This window comes from Rhodococcus sp. SBT000017 (assembly GCF_003688915.1).
GTDB lineage: Bacteria > Actinomycetota > Actinomycetes > Mycobacteriales > Mycobacteriaceae > Rhodococcoides.
Genome location: NZ_REFU01000002.1, coordinates 169,582 through 184,606, shown reverse-complemented (window position 1 = coordinate 184,606; position 15,025 = coordinate 169,582). Strand labels below are relative to the sequence as shown.

Annotated in this window: 15 protein-coding genes; 6 read left to right on the top strand and 9 right to left on the bottom strand. The window is 64.2% G+C overall.

Annotated features, from left to right (window positions below):
* Positions 1–5: 5 nt before the first annotated feature.
* Both AYK61_RS22050 and AYK61_RS22045 read right to left on the bottom strand, forming a co-directional pair.
* Positions 6–650: a response regulator transcription factor gene (locus AYK61_RS22050; protein ID WP_121873114.1), complete on the bottom strand. Its 645-nt coding sequence runs from the start codon at positions 648–650 to the stop codon at positions 6–8.
* Positions 641–1,861 (bottom strand): sensor histidine kinase, encoded by a 1,221-nt coding sequence (locus AYK61_RS22045; RefSeq protein WP_121873113.1) that lies wholly within the window; start codon positions 1,859–1,861, stop codon positions 641–643. The genes AYK61_RS22050 and AYK61_RS22045 overlap by 10 nt, the downstream gene beginning before the upstream one ends.
* 176 nt (positions 1,862–2,037) lie before the next feature.
* Here AYK61_RS22045 and AYK61_RS22040 point away from each other — a divergent pair, with 176 nt between their 5' ends.
* Positions 2,038–2,691 (top strand): DedA family protein, encoded by a 654-nt coding sequence (locus AYK61_RS22040; protein ID WP_121873112.1) that lies wholly within the window; start codon positions 2,038–2,040, stop codon positions 2,689–2,691.
* Positions 2,692–2,707: 16 nt separating this feature from the next.
* On the opposite strand, the gene AYK61_RS22035 is transcribed toward AYK61_RS22040, so the two are convergent.
* The 3 genes from AYK61_RS22035 to AYK61_RS22025 all read right to left on the bottom strand — a co-directional run bounded on the left by AYK61_RS22035 (position 2,708) and on the right by AYK61_RS22025 (position 5,705).
* Positions 2,708–3,775 carry a ParB/Srx family N-terminal domain-containing protein gene (locus AYK61_RS22035; RefSeq protein ID WP_259468227.1) on the bottom strand — a complete coding sequence of 356 codons (1,068 nt, stop codon included), beginning with the start codon at positions 3,773–3,775 and terminating at the stop codon, positions 2,708–2,710.
* Positions 3,776–3,914: 139 nt separating this feature from the next.
* Positions 3,915–5,141 carry an MFS transporter gene (locus tag AYK61_RS22030; protein ID WP_121873111.1) on the bottom strand — a complete coding sequence of 409 codons (1,227 nt, stop codon included), beginning with the start codon at positions 5,139–5,141 and terminating at the stop codon, positions 3,915–3,917.
* A 33-nt stretch (positions 5,142–5,174) separates the two neighbouring features.
* Positions 5,175–5,705, bottom strand: coding sequence for a GNAT family N-acetyltransferase (locus AYK61_RS22025; RefSeq protein WP_121873110.1), 531 nt, complete (start codon positions 5,703–5,705; stop codon positions 5,175–5,177).
* 115 nt (positions 5,706–5,820) lie between these two features.
* On the opposite strand from AYK61_RS22025, the gene AYK61_RS22020 reads away from it, so the two are divergent.
* The 5 genes from AYK61_RS22020 to AYK61_RS22000 all read left to right on the top strand — a co-directional run bounded on the left by AYK61_RS22020 (position 5,821) and on the right by AYK61_RS22000 (position 10,972).
* On the top strand, positions 5,821–6,681 hold the full coding sequence (locus AYK61_RS22020) for an ABC transporter permease (protein ID WP_397485572.1): 861 nt from the start codon (positions 5,821–5,823) through the stop codon (positions 6,679–6,681).
* Positions 6,682–6,684: 3 nt separating this feature from the next.
* On the top strand, positions 6,685–7,404 hold the full coding sequence (locus AYK61_RS22015) for an ABC transporter ATP-binding protein (RefSeq protein ID WP_121873109.1): 720 nt from the start codon (positions 6,685–6,687) through the stop codon (positions 7,402–7,404).
* 28 nt (positions 7,405–7,432) lie between these two features.
* Complete coding sequence (locus AYK61_RS22010) at positions 7,433–8,479, top strand: ABC transporter substrate-binding protein (RefSeq protein WP_121873108.1); 1,047 nt, start codon at positions 7,433–7,435, stop codon at positions 8,477–8,479.
* Positions 8,480–8,507: 28 nt separating this feature from the next.
* Positions 8,508–9,611 (top strand): LLM class flavin-dependent oxidoreductase, encoded by a 1,104-nt coding sequence (locus AYK61_RS22005; RefSeq protein ID WP_259468226.1) that lies wholly within the window; start codon positions 8,508–8,510, stop codon positions 9,609–9,611.
* Between the two features lie 104 nt (positions 9,612–9,715).
* On the top strand, positions 9,716–10,972 hold the full coding sequence (locus AYK61_RS22000; protein ID WP_259468225.1) for an ATP-binding protein: 1,257 nt from the start codon (positions 9,716–9,718) through the stop codon (positions 10,970–10,972).
* A 37-nt stretch (positions 10,973–11,009) separates the two neighbouring features.
* Here the strand turns inward: AYK61_RS22000 and AYK61_RS21995 are convergent, their stop codons facing one another.
* From AYK61_RS21995 to AYK61_RS21980, 4 genes are read right to left on the bottom strand one after another with little or no spacing between them, the layout of a single operon-like run.
* Positions 11,010–12,143, bottom strand: coding sequence for a serine hydrolase (locus AYK61_RS21995; protein ID WP_121873106.1), 1,134 nt, complete (start codon positions 12,141–12,143; stop codon positions 11,010–11,012).
* Positions 12,133–12,759: a TetR/AcrR family transcriptional regulator gene (locus AYK61_RS21990; protein WP_121873105.1), complete on the bottom strand. Its 627-nt coding sequence runs from the start codon at positions 12,757–12,759 to the stop codon at positions 12,133–12,135. The genes AYK61_RS21995 and AYK61_RS21990 overlap by 11 nt, the downstream gene beginning before the upstream one ends.
* Positions 12,756–14,318 carry a class I adenylate-forming enzyme family protein gene (locus AYK61_RS21985; RefSeq protein WP_121873104.1) on the bottom strand — a complete coding sequence of 521 codons (1,563 nt, stop codon included), beginning with the start codon at positions 14,316–14,318 and terminating at the stop codon, positions 12,756–12,758. The genes AYK61_RS21990 and AYK61_RS21985 overlap by 4 nt, the downstream gene beginning before the upstream one ends.
* Before the next feature lie 27 nt (positions 14,319–14,345).
* Positions 14,346–15,008, bottom strand: a complete 663-nt coding sequence (locus AYK61_RS21980) for a nitroreductase family protein (RefSeq protein WP_121873103.1) — start codon at positions 15,006–15,008, stop codon at positions 14,346–14,348.
* Between the last annotated feature and the right edge of the window lie 17 nt (positions 15,009–15,025).

The following is a 15,025-nucleotide window of genomic DNA, read 5'->3' as shown; positions in this document are numbered from 1 at the left end:
CCCGATCAGGTGCGCAGGTACGCCACCACAGCCATCACTCGGCGGCTCATACCGGTGGAGTTCGCCAATCCGAGTTTGTCGAACACTGCGTTGATGTGTTTCTCGACCGAGCTCACCGAGATGTAGAGATCAGCTGCAATGCGCGCGTTGGTGAGACCTTGAGCCATCAGCTCGAGCACATCGCGTTCGCGCGGAGTGAGTCGGTCGAGCGGATTCGATCGGCTGCTGCGTGACAACAACTGTCGCACCACCTCCGGATCGAAAGCCGTTCCGCCATCGGCCACCCTGTCCAAGGCGTCCAGGAATTCGTCGACCTGCGCGACGCGGTCCTTGAGCAGATACCCGACCTTGCCGCCGGATCCGCTGATCAGCTCTGCTGCGTAACGGTTCTCGACGTACTGGGACAGTACGAGCACCGCCACCTCAGGCCAGCGACGGCGAATCGTCAGCGCTGCCCGCAGTCCCTCGTCGCTGTGACCCGGAGGCATGCGCACGTCGGTGACGACGATGTCCGGACGATCCTGTTCCACCGCGGCGAGAAGCGCATCGGCGTCGCCCACGGACGCGATCACGTCATGGCCTTCGTCGACGAGCAGACGGACCAGACCCTCACACAGCAATGTCGAGTCCTCCGCGACGATCACCCGCACGGGACGCTCGCCGTCACGACAGTCGGGCCGCCGACCGGGCTGTGCACACTCAGCGTGCCGTCCACGGCGGCGACGCGGCGGGACAGCCCGGACAAGCCGGTGCCGGACGGATCGGCTCCACCGGGTCCGTCGTCGGTGACGGTGGCCAGCACGCGGTTCAACTTCTGGTGAGTGACGTTGACCTCCAAGTGTTTCGGGCACGCATGCTTGGCTGCGTTGGTGACGGCCTCCGAGATGACGAAATAGAGGACCGACTCCACCGCGGGTCGCAACCTGTCCGTCAGGTCGTAGGTGACTCGGACCGGAACACTGGCCCGGTCGGCCATCGCCTCGACAGATGCGCGCAGTCCGTCCTTGTCGAGCGCGATCGGGTACACCCGGTTGGCGACCTCGCGTAGCTCGGTGATCGCCTCGCGTGATGTGGCCTGGGCCTGGGTGAGGAGTTCGTGCACCTTGTCGGGCTTCTCGGCGCGGCGGGCTCGGCCGATGAGCATCCCCAGGGCCACCAGATGCTGCTGTATGCCGTCGTGCAGGTCGCGCTCGATGCGGCGGCGTTCGTCGTCGATGGCATCGACCACGTGATCGCGGCTGCTCGTCAGCTCGGCTACCCGCTGGTGCAGCAACCGATCCGACTGTCGGCCGAGTACTTGGACGGCGAACCAGCGGTCCAACGATCCCACCCCTGCTACTCCGACGATTGCGACGAAGATCAAGAGGATGCCGGGCAGCGACACCAGCGCTACGAGTCCGCCGTCGACCCGGTCGGAGTTCTCGATCAGGCCCCAGCCGCCGCTCAGCACCCATGCCGAGATCATCGAGCCGGCCACGACGAGACACAGCGTCAGCAGCAGGACCACGCCGATACCGAGTAGCCCTATCGTCCAGCGTGTTCCGAGATACCAGCGACAGCGGTGAGGGGTCGCCACATCAGTGTGGAGCGTGCCGTGGAAGCGGGTGATTCGCCGAATCTCCCACTCGCTCAACGTCAGTGCACCAGCATCGACTACAGCCCTCAGTGGCGCTCCCCACCGGCCGAGGAGTCGCGCCAACGCGAGGGCGAGTACCGCAGCCACGGAGAACAACAGGGCAGAGACCGCCGTGACGCTGCCGAGAAGGACCCCGGCAAAAGCCATCAGCCAACGCCGAACAAGCGAGCTGACGGCAATCCGATCCGCCAGGTCAGGTGGATGTACGACGTCGTTTCCGAGCACTCGAGCAGCGTAGCGGGGTATGTGGCCGCTGGTATTGCGGTAAACCGCAAGATTTCGGCGGGGGGAGTCCGCATGAATGGTCGACGGTTTTCCTCGATGTCCCCCATTCGGAGAATTTCTAGCGTTCTCAGTGGCCGTCCCGACGGGAGGCGTCACCGACGAACAGGGGAATGAATATGTCCAACTTGCTGATTGCTGCAACTGCTGACACCGAGCAACTGGACGGGCTGGCCGGATGGGCGGTCGGGGTCATGGACGCACTCGGCGGGCCCGGTGCCGCCGTCGTCGTCGGTGCCGACAATCTGTTTCCGCCGATCCCGAGCGAACTCGTTCTGCCCCTTGCCGGTTTCTCGGCCAGTCAGGGCGTGTTCTCCTTCGGTGCTGCTCTCTTCTGGACGACGCTCGGCTCGGTCCTGGGCGCGATCATCGTCTACGCGGTGGGCGCGCTCATCGGGCGCGAGCGCACGAGGGCACTGGTGGTGCAGATCCCGCTGATCAAGGCCACCGACTTCGACAGAACGGAGGCCTGGTTCGCCAAGCACGGCTCGAAGGCAGTGTTCCTCGGCCGGATGGTCCCACTGTTTCGCAGCTTCATCTCCCTGCCCGCTGGAATCGAGCGAATGGGGATGGCGAAGTTCCTCGTACTCACCACACTCGGCAGCTTGATCTGGAACACCATTTTCGTCACTGCGGGATATCAACTCGGCGAGAACTGGCACCTGGTCGACGCCTACGCCGAAATCCTGCAGAAGATCGTCATCGTGTCGATTGCAGTCGCCACTGTCGGATTCGTAGCTATGCGGTTGCGGTCCCGCCGCGCCCGGCTGTGACGACGCCGGAACGGAACTACCTGGGCAGCCCCATTTTGTACTGCATGGCGTAGGCCAGCTTGCCGGGCTTGTCGTCCGAGTACGGGGCCGACAGCTTTCCGAACTCACCCTTGGTCGCGGCCTTGCCGTCGTTCCATGCGCTCAGTGCACCGAGTTCTGCTGCAGTGCGGCCACTGTCGATCACCGCGTCTTTCGGTGCCGCGACCTGGGCGCGCGAGACCGACTCGACGGTGCTCAGGTAGCTCGCCAGGTTGTTGCTGTCCCAGCCGCTGATGTCGACTGCGCCGGAGTCGCGAACCCATGCACCCCAATAGAATTCCTGGAACGGGATGGTTCCGGGGGTGAAGCCGATGTCTCGGGCGAAGTACGTCAGGCTGCGGTACTTGTCGTTCTGGAACTTGGCGAGACCGACTCCCGACGGCAGCTGTTCCACTGGAACCTCGTTGCCGTCGACGTCGTAGTTCCACACCCACTTCTCGGCTTTCATTCGCGCCCAGAAGTCGGCGGTGCTCAGGTCACTGAGGTTCGCGACCACCCGCAGGCGGAGGTGCAGATTCGGTCCGCCGTCGGCCGTTTCGTAGAACGAGGTGAGCGTGTGGTGTCCGTCGGTCAGGTACGGCACACCGCCCGGCCCGATGACGACAGTCTTCATCGGGGCGATGGTGTCGGGCGTTTCCTGGCCGACGGGGACGGTGCAGGTGAACGACGACGGATTGTCCAGTCGTGCATCGGGTAACGCGGACGCGGCCTCTTCCTGGCCGTTGGCTTCGCACCAGTCGTCGAACTTCTTGTTGATCTCGTCTTTCCCGAGCGTGTATCGACCGAGCTTGTAGTACACCTCGTCGTACCCGAGCGACGGTTGCGTTGCGCGCACCTCACCGATCGGGAGATCGAGAAGCTCACCCGCTTCGGCACATTGGTAGCCGAGGCCCGCGGACGATCCGGTGGGAAGCAGGTCCGCGACCTGACACAACGGCGACACCGTCCGTGTCGGAGCGGCCGTGGCAACGCCGCCCATCGACGTGGACAAAATAGAGATCAGGGCAAGTGTGCCCAGCAGGGCAGCGCTACGACGCAGGGCCATCGGTGAAAACTCCCATGAGTTCGAGTGAAGTTTCCCGAGACTGTCGCACCACGGTCACCGGTCGATGTCGTGTAACCGACGCAGAGGTGTTCGTGAGGTGAACGCGTCACATCGCGGACACAGCCCTGGGATGGCTGTGTCAGAACCCGGCTTCAGGGTGCCGCAGTGGCGAGAATGCCACTATGGCTGCGGCGATGGCGAATACGATGATGACGCCGATCAGGGTCGGTCGTTCACCGATCACGCTGACCAACAGGCCCGCGATCACGGCACCGACCGCGGCCATGGTGCGGTTGACGGAGCGCCTGGCAGCATTCACACGCCCGAGTAGCTCATCCGGGGTGAGCGCTTGCCAGTACCCCATCTCGTTCGCGTTCTCCGCGCCCGCCGCGAGGCCTTGGAGGCCCAGGGCTGCGAAAAGCACAACATGGCCGATCAATGTGTCGGTTGCGAAGGCCACGAGAATCCAGGCGAGGGGATACAGCGAGCGGGCGAGAACCACTGCTGGACCCGAGCCGAGTCGTTTGCCGAGCGTGTGGGCAACGGACGCTCCGAGCAGGCTGGCGGCGCCGAACGTCGTCAGCAGCAATCCGTATGTGTAGGCGCTGAATCCGAGTGAGCGGAGCGCGAAGAGCGACAGCACGGTCAATGCGGCTCCGTTGGCGAGAAACCACACGTGTGTCGAGACAGCGAGCGGGTTGAGCGTGCGGTGGCGGTACGTGAATTTCAGACCGTCACGTACTTCGCGGATCAGGTTGCGGGCGTTAGCAGTAGGTCGAGGCTCGTCCACATCGAGACTTGCATTGAGTGCTGCATCGACTAGATAGCTGATGGCATCGACGGTAATCACCAGGGGAGCGCCGAGCAGGCCTACGAGTCCGCCTCCGAGTGTCGGTCCCAATGTCGTTGCTGCCGCGTCGGCTTGGTCGAGTCGAGCGTTCGCCTGCACCAGTTCACCGCGTGGCACCAACCGAGGCAGGAACGACTGCATCGCAGCGAATCCGAACACCGAGAAGGATCCGAACAAGAGCAACACGATGATCAGTACCCAGATGTGAAGTAGGCCTGCGAGCCACAGGAGCGGCACAGCACCGAGCGTCACTGCGCGGCCGACGCTGGCCCACACGAGAATCGGCTTGCGACGCCACCGGTCGACGTATACCCCGGCGACCAACCCAAGTACCGCATATGGGATGAACTGTGCAGCGTTCACCACCCCGACCTCGAAGGGTGTCGCGTCCAGAAGCTGCACCACCAAGATGGGCAGCGCAACCGCCGTCACCGACGAGCCGGCCGAGCTGATCACTGCGGCCGTCAGAAACCGGCGAAACGACGAACGACGGCCTGGTGTCGAGACGTCACTCACGGGTTCTGCTCACGATGCCTCCGCACAACCGACTCAGCGATCCTCGCGCAACATCGCGTAGACGAGGGTGTCGGTCCATTCACCCTTGCACCACCAGTTCTGGCGGAAGTGCGCTTCCTGACGCATCCCGACCCGGGCGGCCAGACGGGCAGAGGCGTCGTTGCGTCCGTCCAGCTGTGCGCTGATCCGGTGAATCTGGGGTAGTAAGAACACGTGCTCGATCAGCGCGTTGACCGCCTCGGTGGCGTACCCGCGGCCCGCAACGTCGGGGGAGAACGTCCACCCGAGTTCGGCGAGGGCCGGTGATCCGTCGATCAACCATGCCTCGACGTTGCCCACCACCGTGCCCTCGTGTTCGACGACCATCGACAGCGCCTGGGTATGCAATCCGGTTCGTTTCATCCGTTTACCCACCGCGGCAACGGCATCGGCGTGTGACCAGGCTTCGTGCAGAAGGTAGCGGCAGACCTCCGGGTCGCTGTAGTACGCGAGAATCTTGTCCGCATCGTCTGGTTGGTACAGGCGCAGCGTCAGGCGCTCGGTGTGGATGGGCTCGACATTCATGAGTCCAATCTTGCCCGACCTAGATTCACGCTGATTCGAACCCTGGTCGTAGAACCCGGTGTGAACGAGGGTGAGTACTCGAACCCGCTCGCACTCAACCGGAAGGCCTGTATCCATGGTCGTGACGTCGTACGCCGCTCCCGCGGGACCTGTGGACATGCGTGACAGTGCCGCCTCCGACGTCGGCCCCATAACCCTGTCACCGAGAGACTCGGCATGGCAGCGGTACCGATGGACCGTTCTACGTGTCCTGTCACCCGTCGCCCTCCTCGTCCTGTGGCAGATCGCCAGTGCTGCAGGCGTGCTCTCCGAACGAGTACTGCCCGCCCCGTCGCTGATCTTCGACGCAGGGCTGGAATTGCTGCGCAACGGAGAACTGGTCGACGCCCTGGCCATTTCGGGAACCCGCGTAGTCCAGGGACTCGTGCTGGGTGGGGTGATCGGAGTGGCACTCGGAGCGCTGGTCGGATTGTCCAAACTTGCCGAGGCAACCGTCGACCCGCCGTTGCAGATGCTGCGCGCGTTACCGCATCTCGGCCTGATCCCGCTGTTCATTCTGTGGTTCGGGATCGGTGAGACTCCGAAGATTCTGTTGGTCGCCCTCGGCGTCGCATTTCCGTTGTACCTGAACACCTTCTCGGCGATTCGTCAGATCGATCGCAATTTCCTCGACACGGCCGTCGTACTCGGGTTCTCGTGGCGGCAGCGATTCACCACCATCATTTTGCCGAGCATTGCCCCGCAACTGCTGGTGGGACTTCGTCAGTCGTTGGCCATTGCGTGGTTGTCGCTGATCGTGGCCGAGCAGATCAACGCCGAATCCGGGATCGGCTACATCATCAACAATGCGCGCGATTTCCTGAGGGTCGACACCATCATCTTCGGACTTGTCGTCTACGCACTGATGGGGATCGCCACCGACGGCATAGTGCGAGTTCTCGAAAAGCGCGCTCTCCGCTACCGATTGGATGTCTGACCCATGACCACGACAACTACGTCCGTCGCCACGCTGCGCGGCATCGACAAGTTCTACGGCTCGAGTCACGTGTTGCAGGGCGTCGACCTGTCCATCGAACGCGGCGAAATCGTGTCGTTGGTCGGACGATCCGGCTCCGGCAAGTCGACGATCCTGCGCATTCTGGCAGGTCTGTCGACGGACCACACGGGGGAGCGACGCGTCGCCGGGCACCCCGCAGTGGCGTTCCAGGAACCACGACTGTTTCCGTGGCGGTCGGTTCGCCAGAATGTGTCCTACGGGCTCAACACCGCAGGCGTGACGGGTAACGAGGCGTTGACTGCTGCGGATGCGACCCTCGACGAAGTGGGGCTCGCCGACAAGCGGGACGCATGGCCGATGACGCTGTCCGGCGGCCAAGCTCAGCGCGCCGCGTTGGCCAGAGCGTTGGTGGGGGAGCCAGAACTGCTGCTCCTCGACGAGCCGTTCGGAGCGCTCGACGCATTGACTCGGCTGACCATGCAGTCGCTCCTGCTCGATTTGTGGGGACGGCACCGATTCGGCATCCTTCTGGTCACGCACGACGTCGACGAGGCGATTGCGTTGGGGGACAGGGTGTTGGTGCTCGACGCTGGTGCCGTGGTCGATACCGTCACCGTCGATCCTCCTCGTCCCCGCGACCGGGGAACAGCCGGATTCTCTCGCATCCGCACCCATCTACTCGGTGCCCTCGGCGTCCACTGATTTCACTGATACGAAGGATCTTTCACGCATGTCGTCACACGCTCCTTCCCGCTCGCTGCGCGCCGTCGGGATACTCGCTGCCCTGTCCCTGACAGTCGTCGGACTCACCGGTTGCGTCTCCCGCGGCAGCGACACCACTGCCACCGAAGCCCCCGCCCTCGTCTCGAACGACCAGCTCACCACCGTCACCCTCGACGTCGGCGACCAGAAAGGCGGCACCGAGGCGCTGCTTCGCGCATCGGGTGAGCTGGACTCTGCGCCGTACGATGTCGCGTTCTCCACCTTCACCTCCGGCCCGCCGCAGGTGGAGGCCGCAACCGCCGGCCAGATCGACTTCGCGGTCACGGGCAACACACCTCCGGTGTTCGGTGTGGCAGCCAACGCGCGCATCAAGGTCGTCTCCGCCTACACCAACGACGCCAGTGGGGATCAGATCCTCGTGCCTGCCGATTCGACTCTCGCGTCGTTCGCAGACCTGCGCGGCAAGAAGATCGCAGTGGGCAAGGGAAGCTCGGCGCACGGCCATGTGCTGCTGCAGTTGCAGAAGGCCGGCTTGACCACCGACGACGTTCAGCTGGTATTCCTCCAGCCCGCCGATGCGTTGACGGCATTCACCTCGGGTGAGGTCGATGCCTGGGCGATCTGGGATCCGTTCACCGCGATCGCGCAGGTGCAGAACGGCTCGAAGACACTGACCACAGCCGAGGGGGTCGCCAACGGTTACGGCTTCGGCATCGCCTCGCAGCAGGCTCTGGACGATCCCGCGAAGAACACGGCGTTGCAGGACTTCGTGATTCGCCTAGCCAAAGCCTCTGCATGGGCGGACGCCAACCCGGCCGAGTGGGCGGCAGCGTACTCGGCCGCGGTCGGCATCGATCCAGCTGCAGGAGAATTGGCGCAGGGACGGAGCCAGCGACCCGCAATTGCATTGGATGAGAGTGTGATCGAGTCCGAGCAGGCACTCTTCGATGCCTTCGTCGAGAGCGGAAGCATCCCCGGCGGCAACACGTTCGCAGACTTCGTCGACACGCGCTACAACGACTCCATCGCCGACGCGACCGCCTCGACCAACTGATCACCCACCACGTCGTAGGAGTTCACTCGTGACCGCACGCATCTTCTGGTTCCTCCCCACCGCAGGCGACGGCCGCTCCATCGTCGGCGCGTCCCACGCATCCGGCAACCTCCGCGAACCGGCCGGATTTCGTCGCCCGTCGCTGCGCTATCTCACCGAGGTGGCGCAGGCCGCCGATCGACTCGGCTTCGAGGGTGTGTTGACACCGACGGGAACCTGGTGCGAGGACGCATGGCTGACCACGGCGGCTCTACTGCAAAGCACGCGACGGTTGAAGTTTCTCGTCGCCTTCCGTCCCGGTCTGACGCCCCCGACGTTGGCCGCGCAGCAGGCGGCGACGTTGCAGCGGTTCTCGGAAGGGCGAGTGTTGTTCAACATCGTCACCGGGGGCGATGACGTCGAACAGCGCCGTTTCGGGGACTGGATCGACCACGATCGGCGCTACGCACGCACCGACGAGTTCCTCGAACTCGTGCAACGGATCTGGACCGAAACGTCGGTCGATCACGAAGGCGAGTTCTTCAAGGTCGCCGATGCGCGGGTGTCCGAAGCGCCGGATCCGGTGCCGGAGTTCTGGTTCGGTGGTTCGTCCGAGCCGGCCTTGGCCGTCGCCGCCAAGCGGGTTCAGACGTACCTGACGTGGGGCGAGCCGCCGGCCGATGCTCGCGCCAAGATCGAGCGGGTGCAGGCGCTCGCGGACGCCGAGGGACGCAAGCTGACCTACGGCATCCGGCTGCACACCATCAGCCGCGATACGTCCGAGGAGGCCTGGGCCGTCGCGCAGAAGCTTCTCGACGAGCTCCCCGAGGAGCAGGTGTCCGAGGCGCATCGACTGCACTCGTCGTCACAGTCCGAGGGTCAGCGTCGGATGGCCGCTTTGCACGGTGGCAGCAAGGATTCGCTCGAGATCTACCCGAACCTGTGGGCCGGCGTAGGACTCGTTCGCGGCGGCGCAGGGACGGCGTTGGTCGGTTCGCACGAGGAGGTCGCGAACCTGATCGGGGAGTACCACGACGCCGGCTTCGACGAGTTCATCCTCTCGGGCTACCCGCACCTGGAGGAGGCGTATCACTTCGCCGAGGGAGTGCGCCCGATCCTCGACACCCGAGGAATCACGGTTCCCGCGCGCTAGAGCACGTGGGATCGAACCCGACGGGACTACGCATTTGGGAAATCTGTTCAGTAGATGGTGTGAAAAATGGATGATAGAAGAGTGCAAATCTGTATGATTGCTGAGTGTCCAGTGCCATGTACGTCCCGCGAATCGTGGACGAGGAGCTCGACGACCTCCTCCCTCACCTAGCCGCGATCAACCTTGACGGTGCGAAGGGCGTAGGCAAGACCGCTACCGCCACCCGCCGTGCGAAGTCGGTTCTCGAACTCGACAACGCGGTGGATCGGCAGCTGATTTCTGCGGACCCAGATCTGCTCGCGAGATCGGCGCGCCCCATGCTTATCGATGAATGGCAACGATTCCCGCCGTCATGGGATCTGGTTCGCAGAGCCGTGGACAACGATGCGTCGGGTGGGCAATTTCTGCTGACGGGAAACGCGCCGCCTTCCGACGCTGTCGTCCACTCCGGTGCAGGCCGAATTGTCCGTGTACGAATGTGGCCTATGAGCTTCGCCGAACGTCGGCCGTCGGATTCGGCTGTATCCCTGAAGGACTTGCTGTCTCCCCGGCAGGTGACTATTTCGGGTTCGACCGAGACCATGCTCGCCGATTACATCGAAGAAGTGCTGGTTTCCGGCTTCCCTGGCATCCGTCGTCTCGCCGGTCGCGCGAATCGCGCAGCTTTGGACGGCTACCTGCACGCGATCATCGAACACGACTTTCCGGAGCAAGGCCACGTGGTTCGACGTCCGGAATCCCTTCGTGCCTGGATGACTGCATACGCTGCAGCCACATCGACCACAGCATCCTGGGAGTCGATCAGGGATGCGGCAACGCCGGGTGCGACCCACAAGCCAACCCGTCAAACATCGATCAACTATCGCGATGTGCTCAGTCGCCTGCGCATGCTGCATGACGTAGAAGCATGGTTGCCGCAGGATAATTCGTTGGGGAAGCTGGCCAAGGCACCGAAGCACCATCTAGTGGACCCAGCCCTGTGCGCTCGATTGCTCGGCGTGACAGCTGAGTCCCTGTTGACGCCCGGCGGCTCGGCGGGCGTCAGATTGGGGCACCTTTTCGAGTCGTTCGTAACGCAAAGCCTCGAGGTGTACGCGCAAGCGAACGAGGCGAGGCTGTTTCATTTCCGTGGCAGGACTGCCGAAGTGGATCTGATCGTCGAGCAAGGCGATGGATCGTTCATCGGCATCGAGGTGAAAGTCTCGCCCGACATCACGGACCACGATGTCCGACATCTGAAGTGGCTTCGGAGCGCAGTGGGCAGTCGAATGAGGGACGCGATCGTAGTGACGACAGGTCCTCACGCTTACCGCCGACAGGACGGTGTCGCGGTGATTCCGTTGGCTTTGCTCGCGCCATAGCCGGGCCTCGGCCGCTCGGAGTCGGTGATACGCCCTGTCAGCAGATTCCGGCGTACACCGCGCGCACGTACTGCTCCGCCCGATCCGAGCCGATGATTCCCGGTCCCATTCGGTTCATCACATACGCGATGGTCAGCTGCGATTCCGGGTGCATGACGACCAAGGATCCACCCCAACCACCCCAGAAGCAGATCTTGCCGTCGGGGATGTAGGGCACCGATTCCTGCTGTGGCAGAGCGAAGCCCAGGCCGAAGCGCAATGGAATGCCGATAGCCAGATCGACTCCGTTGGATTGCTCCTCGAAGATCGTGTCGATCGTCTCCGGGCTCAGCAGTCGTATGCCGTCCACGGTGCCGCCTCGGGAAATCACCGACAGGATTCTCGCAACCGATCGCGCATTGCCATGCCCGTTCAAGGCGCCCATGTCCGCGCCGCGCCAGGCCGCGGTGTTCGCCGACTCGGCGTGCACCAACGGCCCGAGGAACGTCTTTCGACGCACCATCGATGGGTCGGGCACAGCGTCGTCGGTGGGCGGAGGCGGCGGTACGACGTCGGCGATCCGATCCAAGTCGCCCTGGTCGGCACCGATCTGGAAGTCGGCACCGAGGGGTCCGGAGATCTCATCGGCAACGAACTGCCGCAACGGCTTTCCGGTGACCCGGCGGACGACTTCTCCGATCAGGTGGCCCTGGCTGGCCGCGTGATATCCCGACGTGGTGCGCGAATCCCACCACGGAGCCTGCGCTGCCAGACGCGAGGTCGAGAGTTCCCAGTCGTAGAGGTCCTCCTCGCTGAACGGGCGGTCCCAGCCCGAGACCCCGGACGTGTGCGACAGCAGATTCCGTACCGCGATGTCTTGCTTCCCTGCGGCCGCGAACTCGGGCCAGTACGTCGCCACCGGTGCATCGGGATCGAGCACTCCGCGGTCGATGAGCATCAACGCGGCCAGGCACGTCACCATCTTGGTCGTCGACCACACGTTGGTGATCGTGTCCGACTCCCACGGCAGGCGGCGATCGATATCTCGGTAGCCGCCCCACAGGTCGACGGCGGTGTGGCCGTCGATGTCGACCACAATGGACGCGCCGAGTTCGGCCCCGCTGTCGAGGTTGGCGGCCAACGCGTCGCGCACGCCCACGAACTCGGGATCGCAGTGACCGTCAATCCCCATGTGATGCACCGAGAACGCGGTGGACCGCCAGTTCCACGTAACCGTCGGCCACGTCCTCGATGCTCAGCTCGCCGCCGTCGTGGAACCAGTTGCTGATGCCGTTGAGCATGTCGGTCAGGGCGAACGACGCCAGCCGTGCGTCCGGAACGGTGAATTCACCACTGCGCATTCCGGCGGTGATGACATCGCGGACGCGTCGTTGGTACTGGCGACGGTAATCCTCGATGACAGTGCGGTGCTCATGGGTGAGTGAGGCCAGCTCGTGCAGGCCCACGATGTACTCCACCCGTCGACGGTTCAGGTGCACCAGGTGCGCACGCACCAGTGACGACAGGCGCGTGGTGGGGGTTCCGGCTGCGTCGAGCAGTGGCAGGTTCTCCTCGGCCGGTTCCTGTGTGACCGTCAGGCAGATCGCGAACAGGATGTCTTCCTTGGACGGGAAGTGGTGGTAGAGGCTTGCTCCCTTGATGCCGACGGCGTCGGCGATATCGCGCATCCCCACATTCGAGTAGCCCTCACGCGCAAAGATATTCGCTGCGTTGGCCACGATGTCTTCTCGGCGTTGCCGGGTACGTATCTGCCTAGGGAGTGGAGTCACAGCATCGGGCTGAGTCATACGGTCTCCTCCACCGCCGCCAGCAGTCGCAGTTCACGCTTGAGGATTTTGCCCTGCGGGTCGACGGGCAGCTCGGCCACGATGTGTACCGACTTCGGGGCCTTGTACGACGCCAACTCGGTGCGGCAGTACTCGATGATCGCGGCCGGGTCGGCGGTCACCCCATCGCGGGCGATGACGAAGGCCGTGACGGCCTCGGACCAGTACGGGTCGGGTACTCCGACGACGGCGGCACGCAGCACATCCGGGTGACTGTGAATGGTGCGTTCTACTTCCTGCGACGACACGTTCATCCCTCCCGACTTGATCATGTCCTTCATCCGATCGTAGAAGAACAGGTTGCCGTCGGTGTCGATGCGCACCATGTCGCCGGTATGCACCCATCCGTCCCGGAACACCTCGGCGGTGCGCTCGGGGTCCTTGAAGTAGCCGAGCATCACCGATGGAGTGCGGCAGAGCAATTCACCGATCTCGCTCTCGTTGCCCGCGGGGTCGACCACCTTGATTTCCAGGTGGGTGACGGGCTTGCCGATCCACGACGCGTCGCTGTCGGGAATGTCGTCGAGGCTCGAGAACCAGCCGACCGAGCCGAGCTGCGAGAGTTCCGACTGTCCCCAGTAGGTGCCCCAGATGGCCTCGGGTGCCGCGGCGGCCCAGGCGCTGATCGTGTGCGGTGACACCTGGCCACCGTAGGTGAGGCAGCGTCGAACCTGGCTGACGGACTCGGGGCCGAACTGCTCGTCACGGGCCAAGGCCAGGTAGAACGTGGGAGTCTGTGCGATGACGGAGATCTTCTCGGCGGCGATGATGCGCAGTGATTGAGCCGGGTCGACCGTCGCGGGCAGGACCAGGGTGGCACCCATCAGAGTCAGCGTCGTCATCGAGCCGAGTCCGGCGATGGTGTGGAAGGGCATGACGAACAGCCAGGTGTCCTCCGGCCCGGTACGCAGGCCCCAACTCCACGCGGGCGCGGTGGAGATGAGGAAGTTGCGGTGCGGGATCATCACGCCCTTGGGAGCCGCTTCGGTTCCGGAGGTGTAGATGACCATCGCGACGTCGTTCTCGTCCATCTCGACGTCGGGCTCGGTGGACGGGGTGTTCGCCGTCAGTGCGGCGTACTCGGTACCGAACGTCACCAGAGTGGTGGTGTCCGGCTTCATCGAGGAGATGATCTCGGCGTAGGCCGGATCGGCCACCACCACAGTCGGTTCCGCGTGTTCGAGTTGGTGCTTCACCTCGGCGGCGCGATACATCACGTTGATGCCGGTGAAGGCCGCACCCGCTTTGAGGGTTCCGTAGTACGCCACCATCACGTCGACGCTGTTACGAGCCATCGATGCGACGCGGTCACCCGAGCGCACCCCGAGATCGACCAGCAGGTTGGCGAACTGGTTTGTCCGAGAGTCGAGTTCGCCGTACGTGGTGACCTCGCGGGTGCCGTCCGCCGCGTAGCTGATGAACGCAACCTTGTTCGGCTGAGTCCGCGCATGGCGACGAAGCTGATCGCCGATGGTGGCGCGGCCGATGGGGGAGCGGTGGTGGATGGCGGTACCGGGCACGGCGGACTCCTGAGAGGGGTACGTGGGTCAGAGGGCGGGGGAGAGTGCAGCGGAGTCGAACATCGGCTGCGAGAATGTCTCTGCCGCAACGATCTGCTCGACGGGATCGCGAGTGAGCTTGCGGGGGAACGGCTTCTCGGGATAGCCGACGGCGATGTGTGCGGCGGTGATGTAGTCGTCCGGGATGCCGAGCAGTTCGCGAATGGCGGGCTCCTCGTGGCACAGCAACGTCGTCACCGCGGTGGCGACGCCCTGATCGCGCAGGCTCAGGCACAGGTTCTGCACGGTCGGGTAGATGGACGCCCCGCCGACGACGGAGAGTCGGCCGAGTTCGTGGTCGGTGGGGTGCAGTCCGTCCAACGCGGCACAGACCACCACGATGGCGGGCACCTCGTGGAGGTGGCGAGCGAAGTAGTCGGCGTCCTGGACGGTCTTGGGCAATGCGCCGACGGCGACGGTTCCGCCGGTGATGCCGGCGAAGTAGGCGTCCCACATCGGGAGGTAGAGGTCGGCGAGGGCCTGCTTGCGGGCGGCATCGCGCACGACGATCCATCGCACGGGCTGACGGTTGCCGCCCTGCGGGCCGAAGCGGGCGACGTCGAACGCGGCCTTGAACACCTCGTCGGGAACAGGATCGCTGAGGTACCGCCTGCAGGTGCCGGTGGTGCGCATCGCCTCGGTGAGTTCCATGGGTGTTTCCCTTCGCC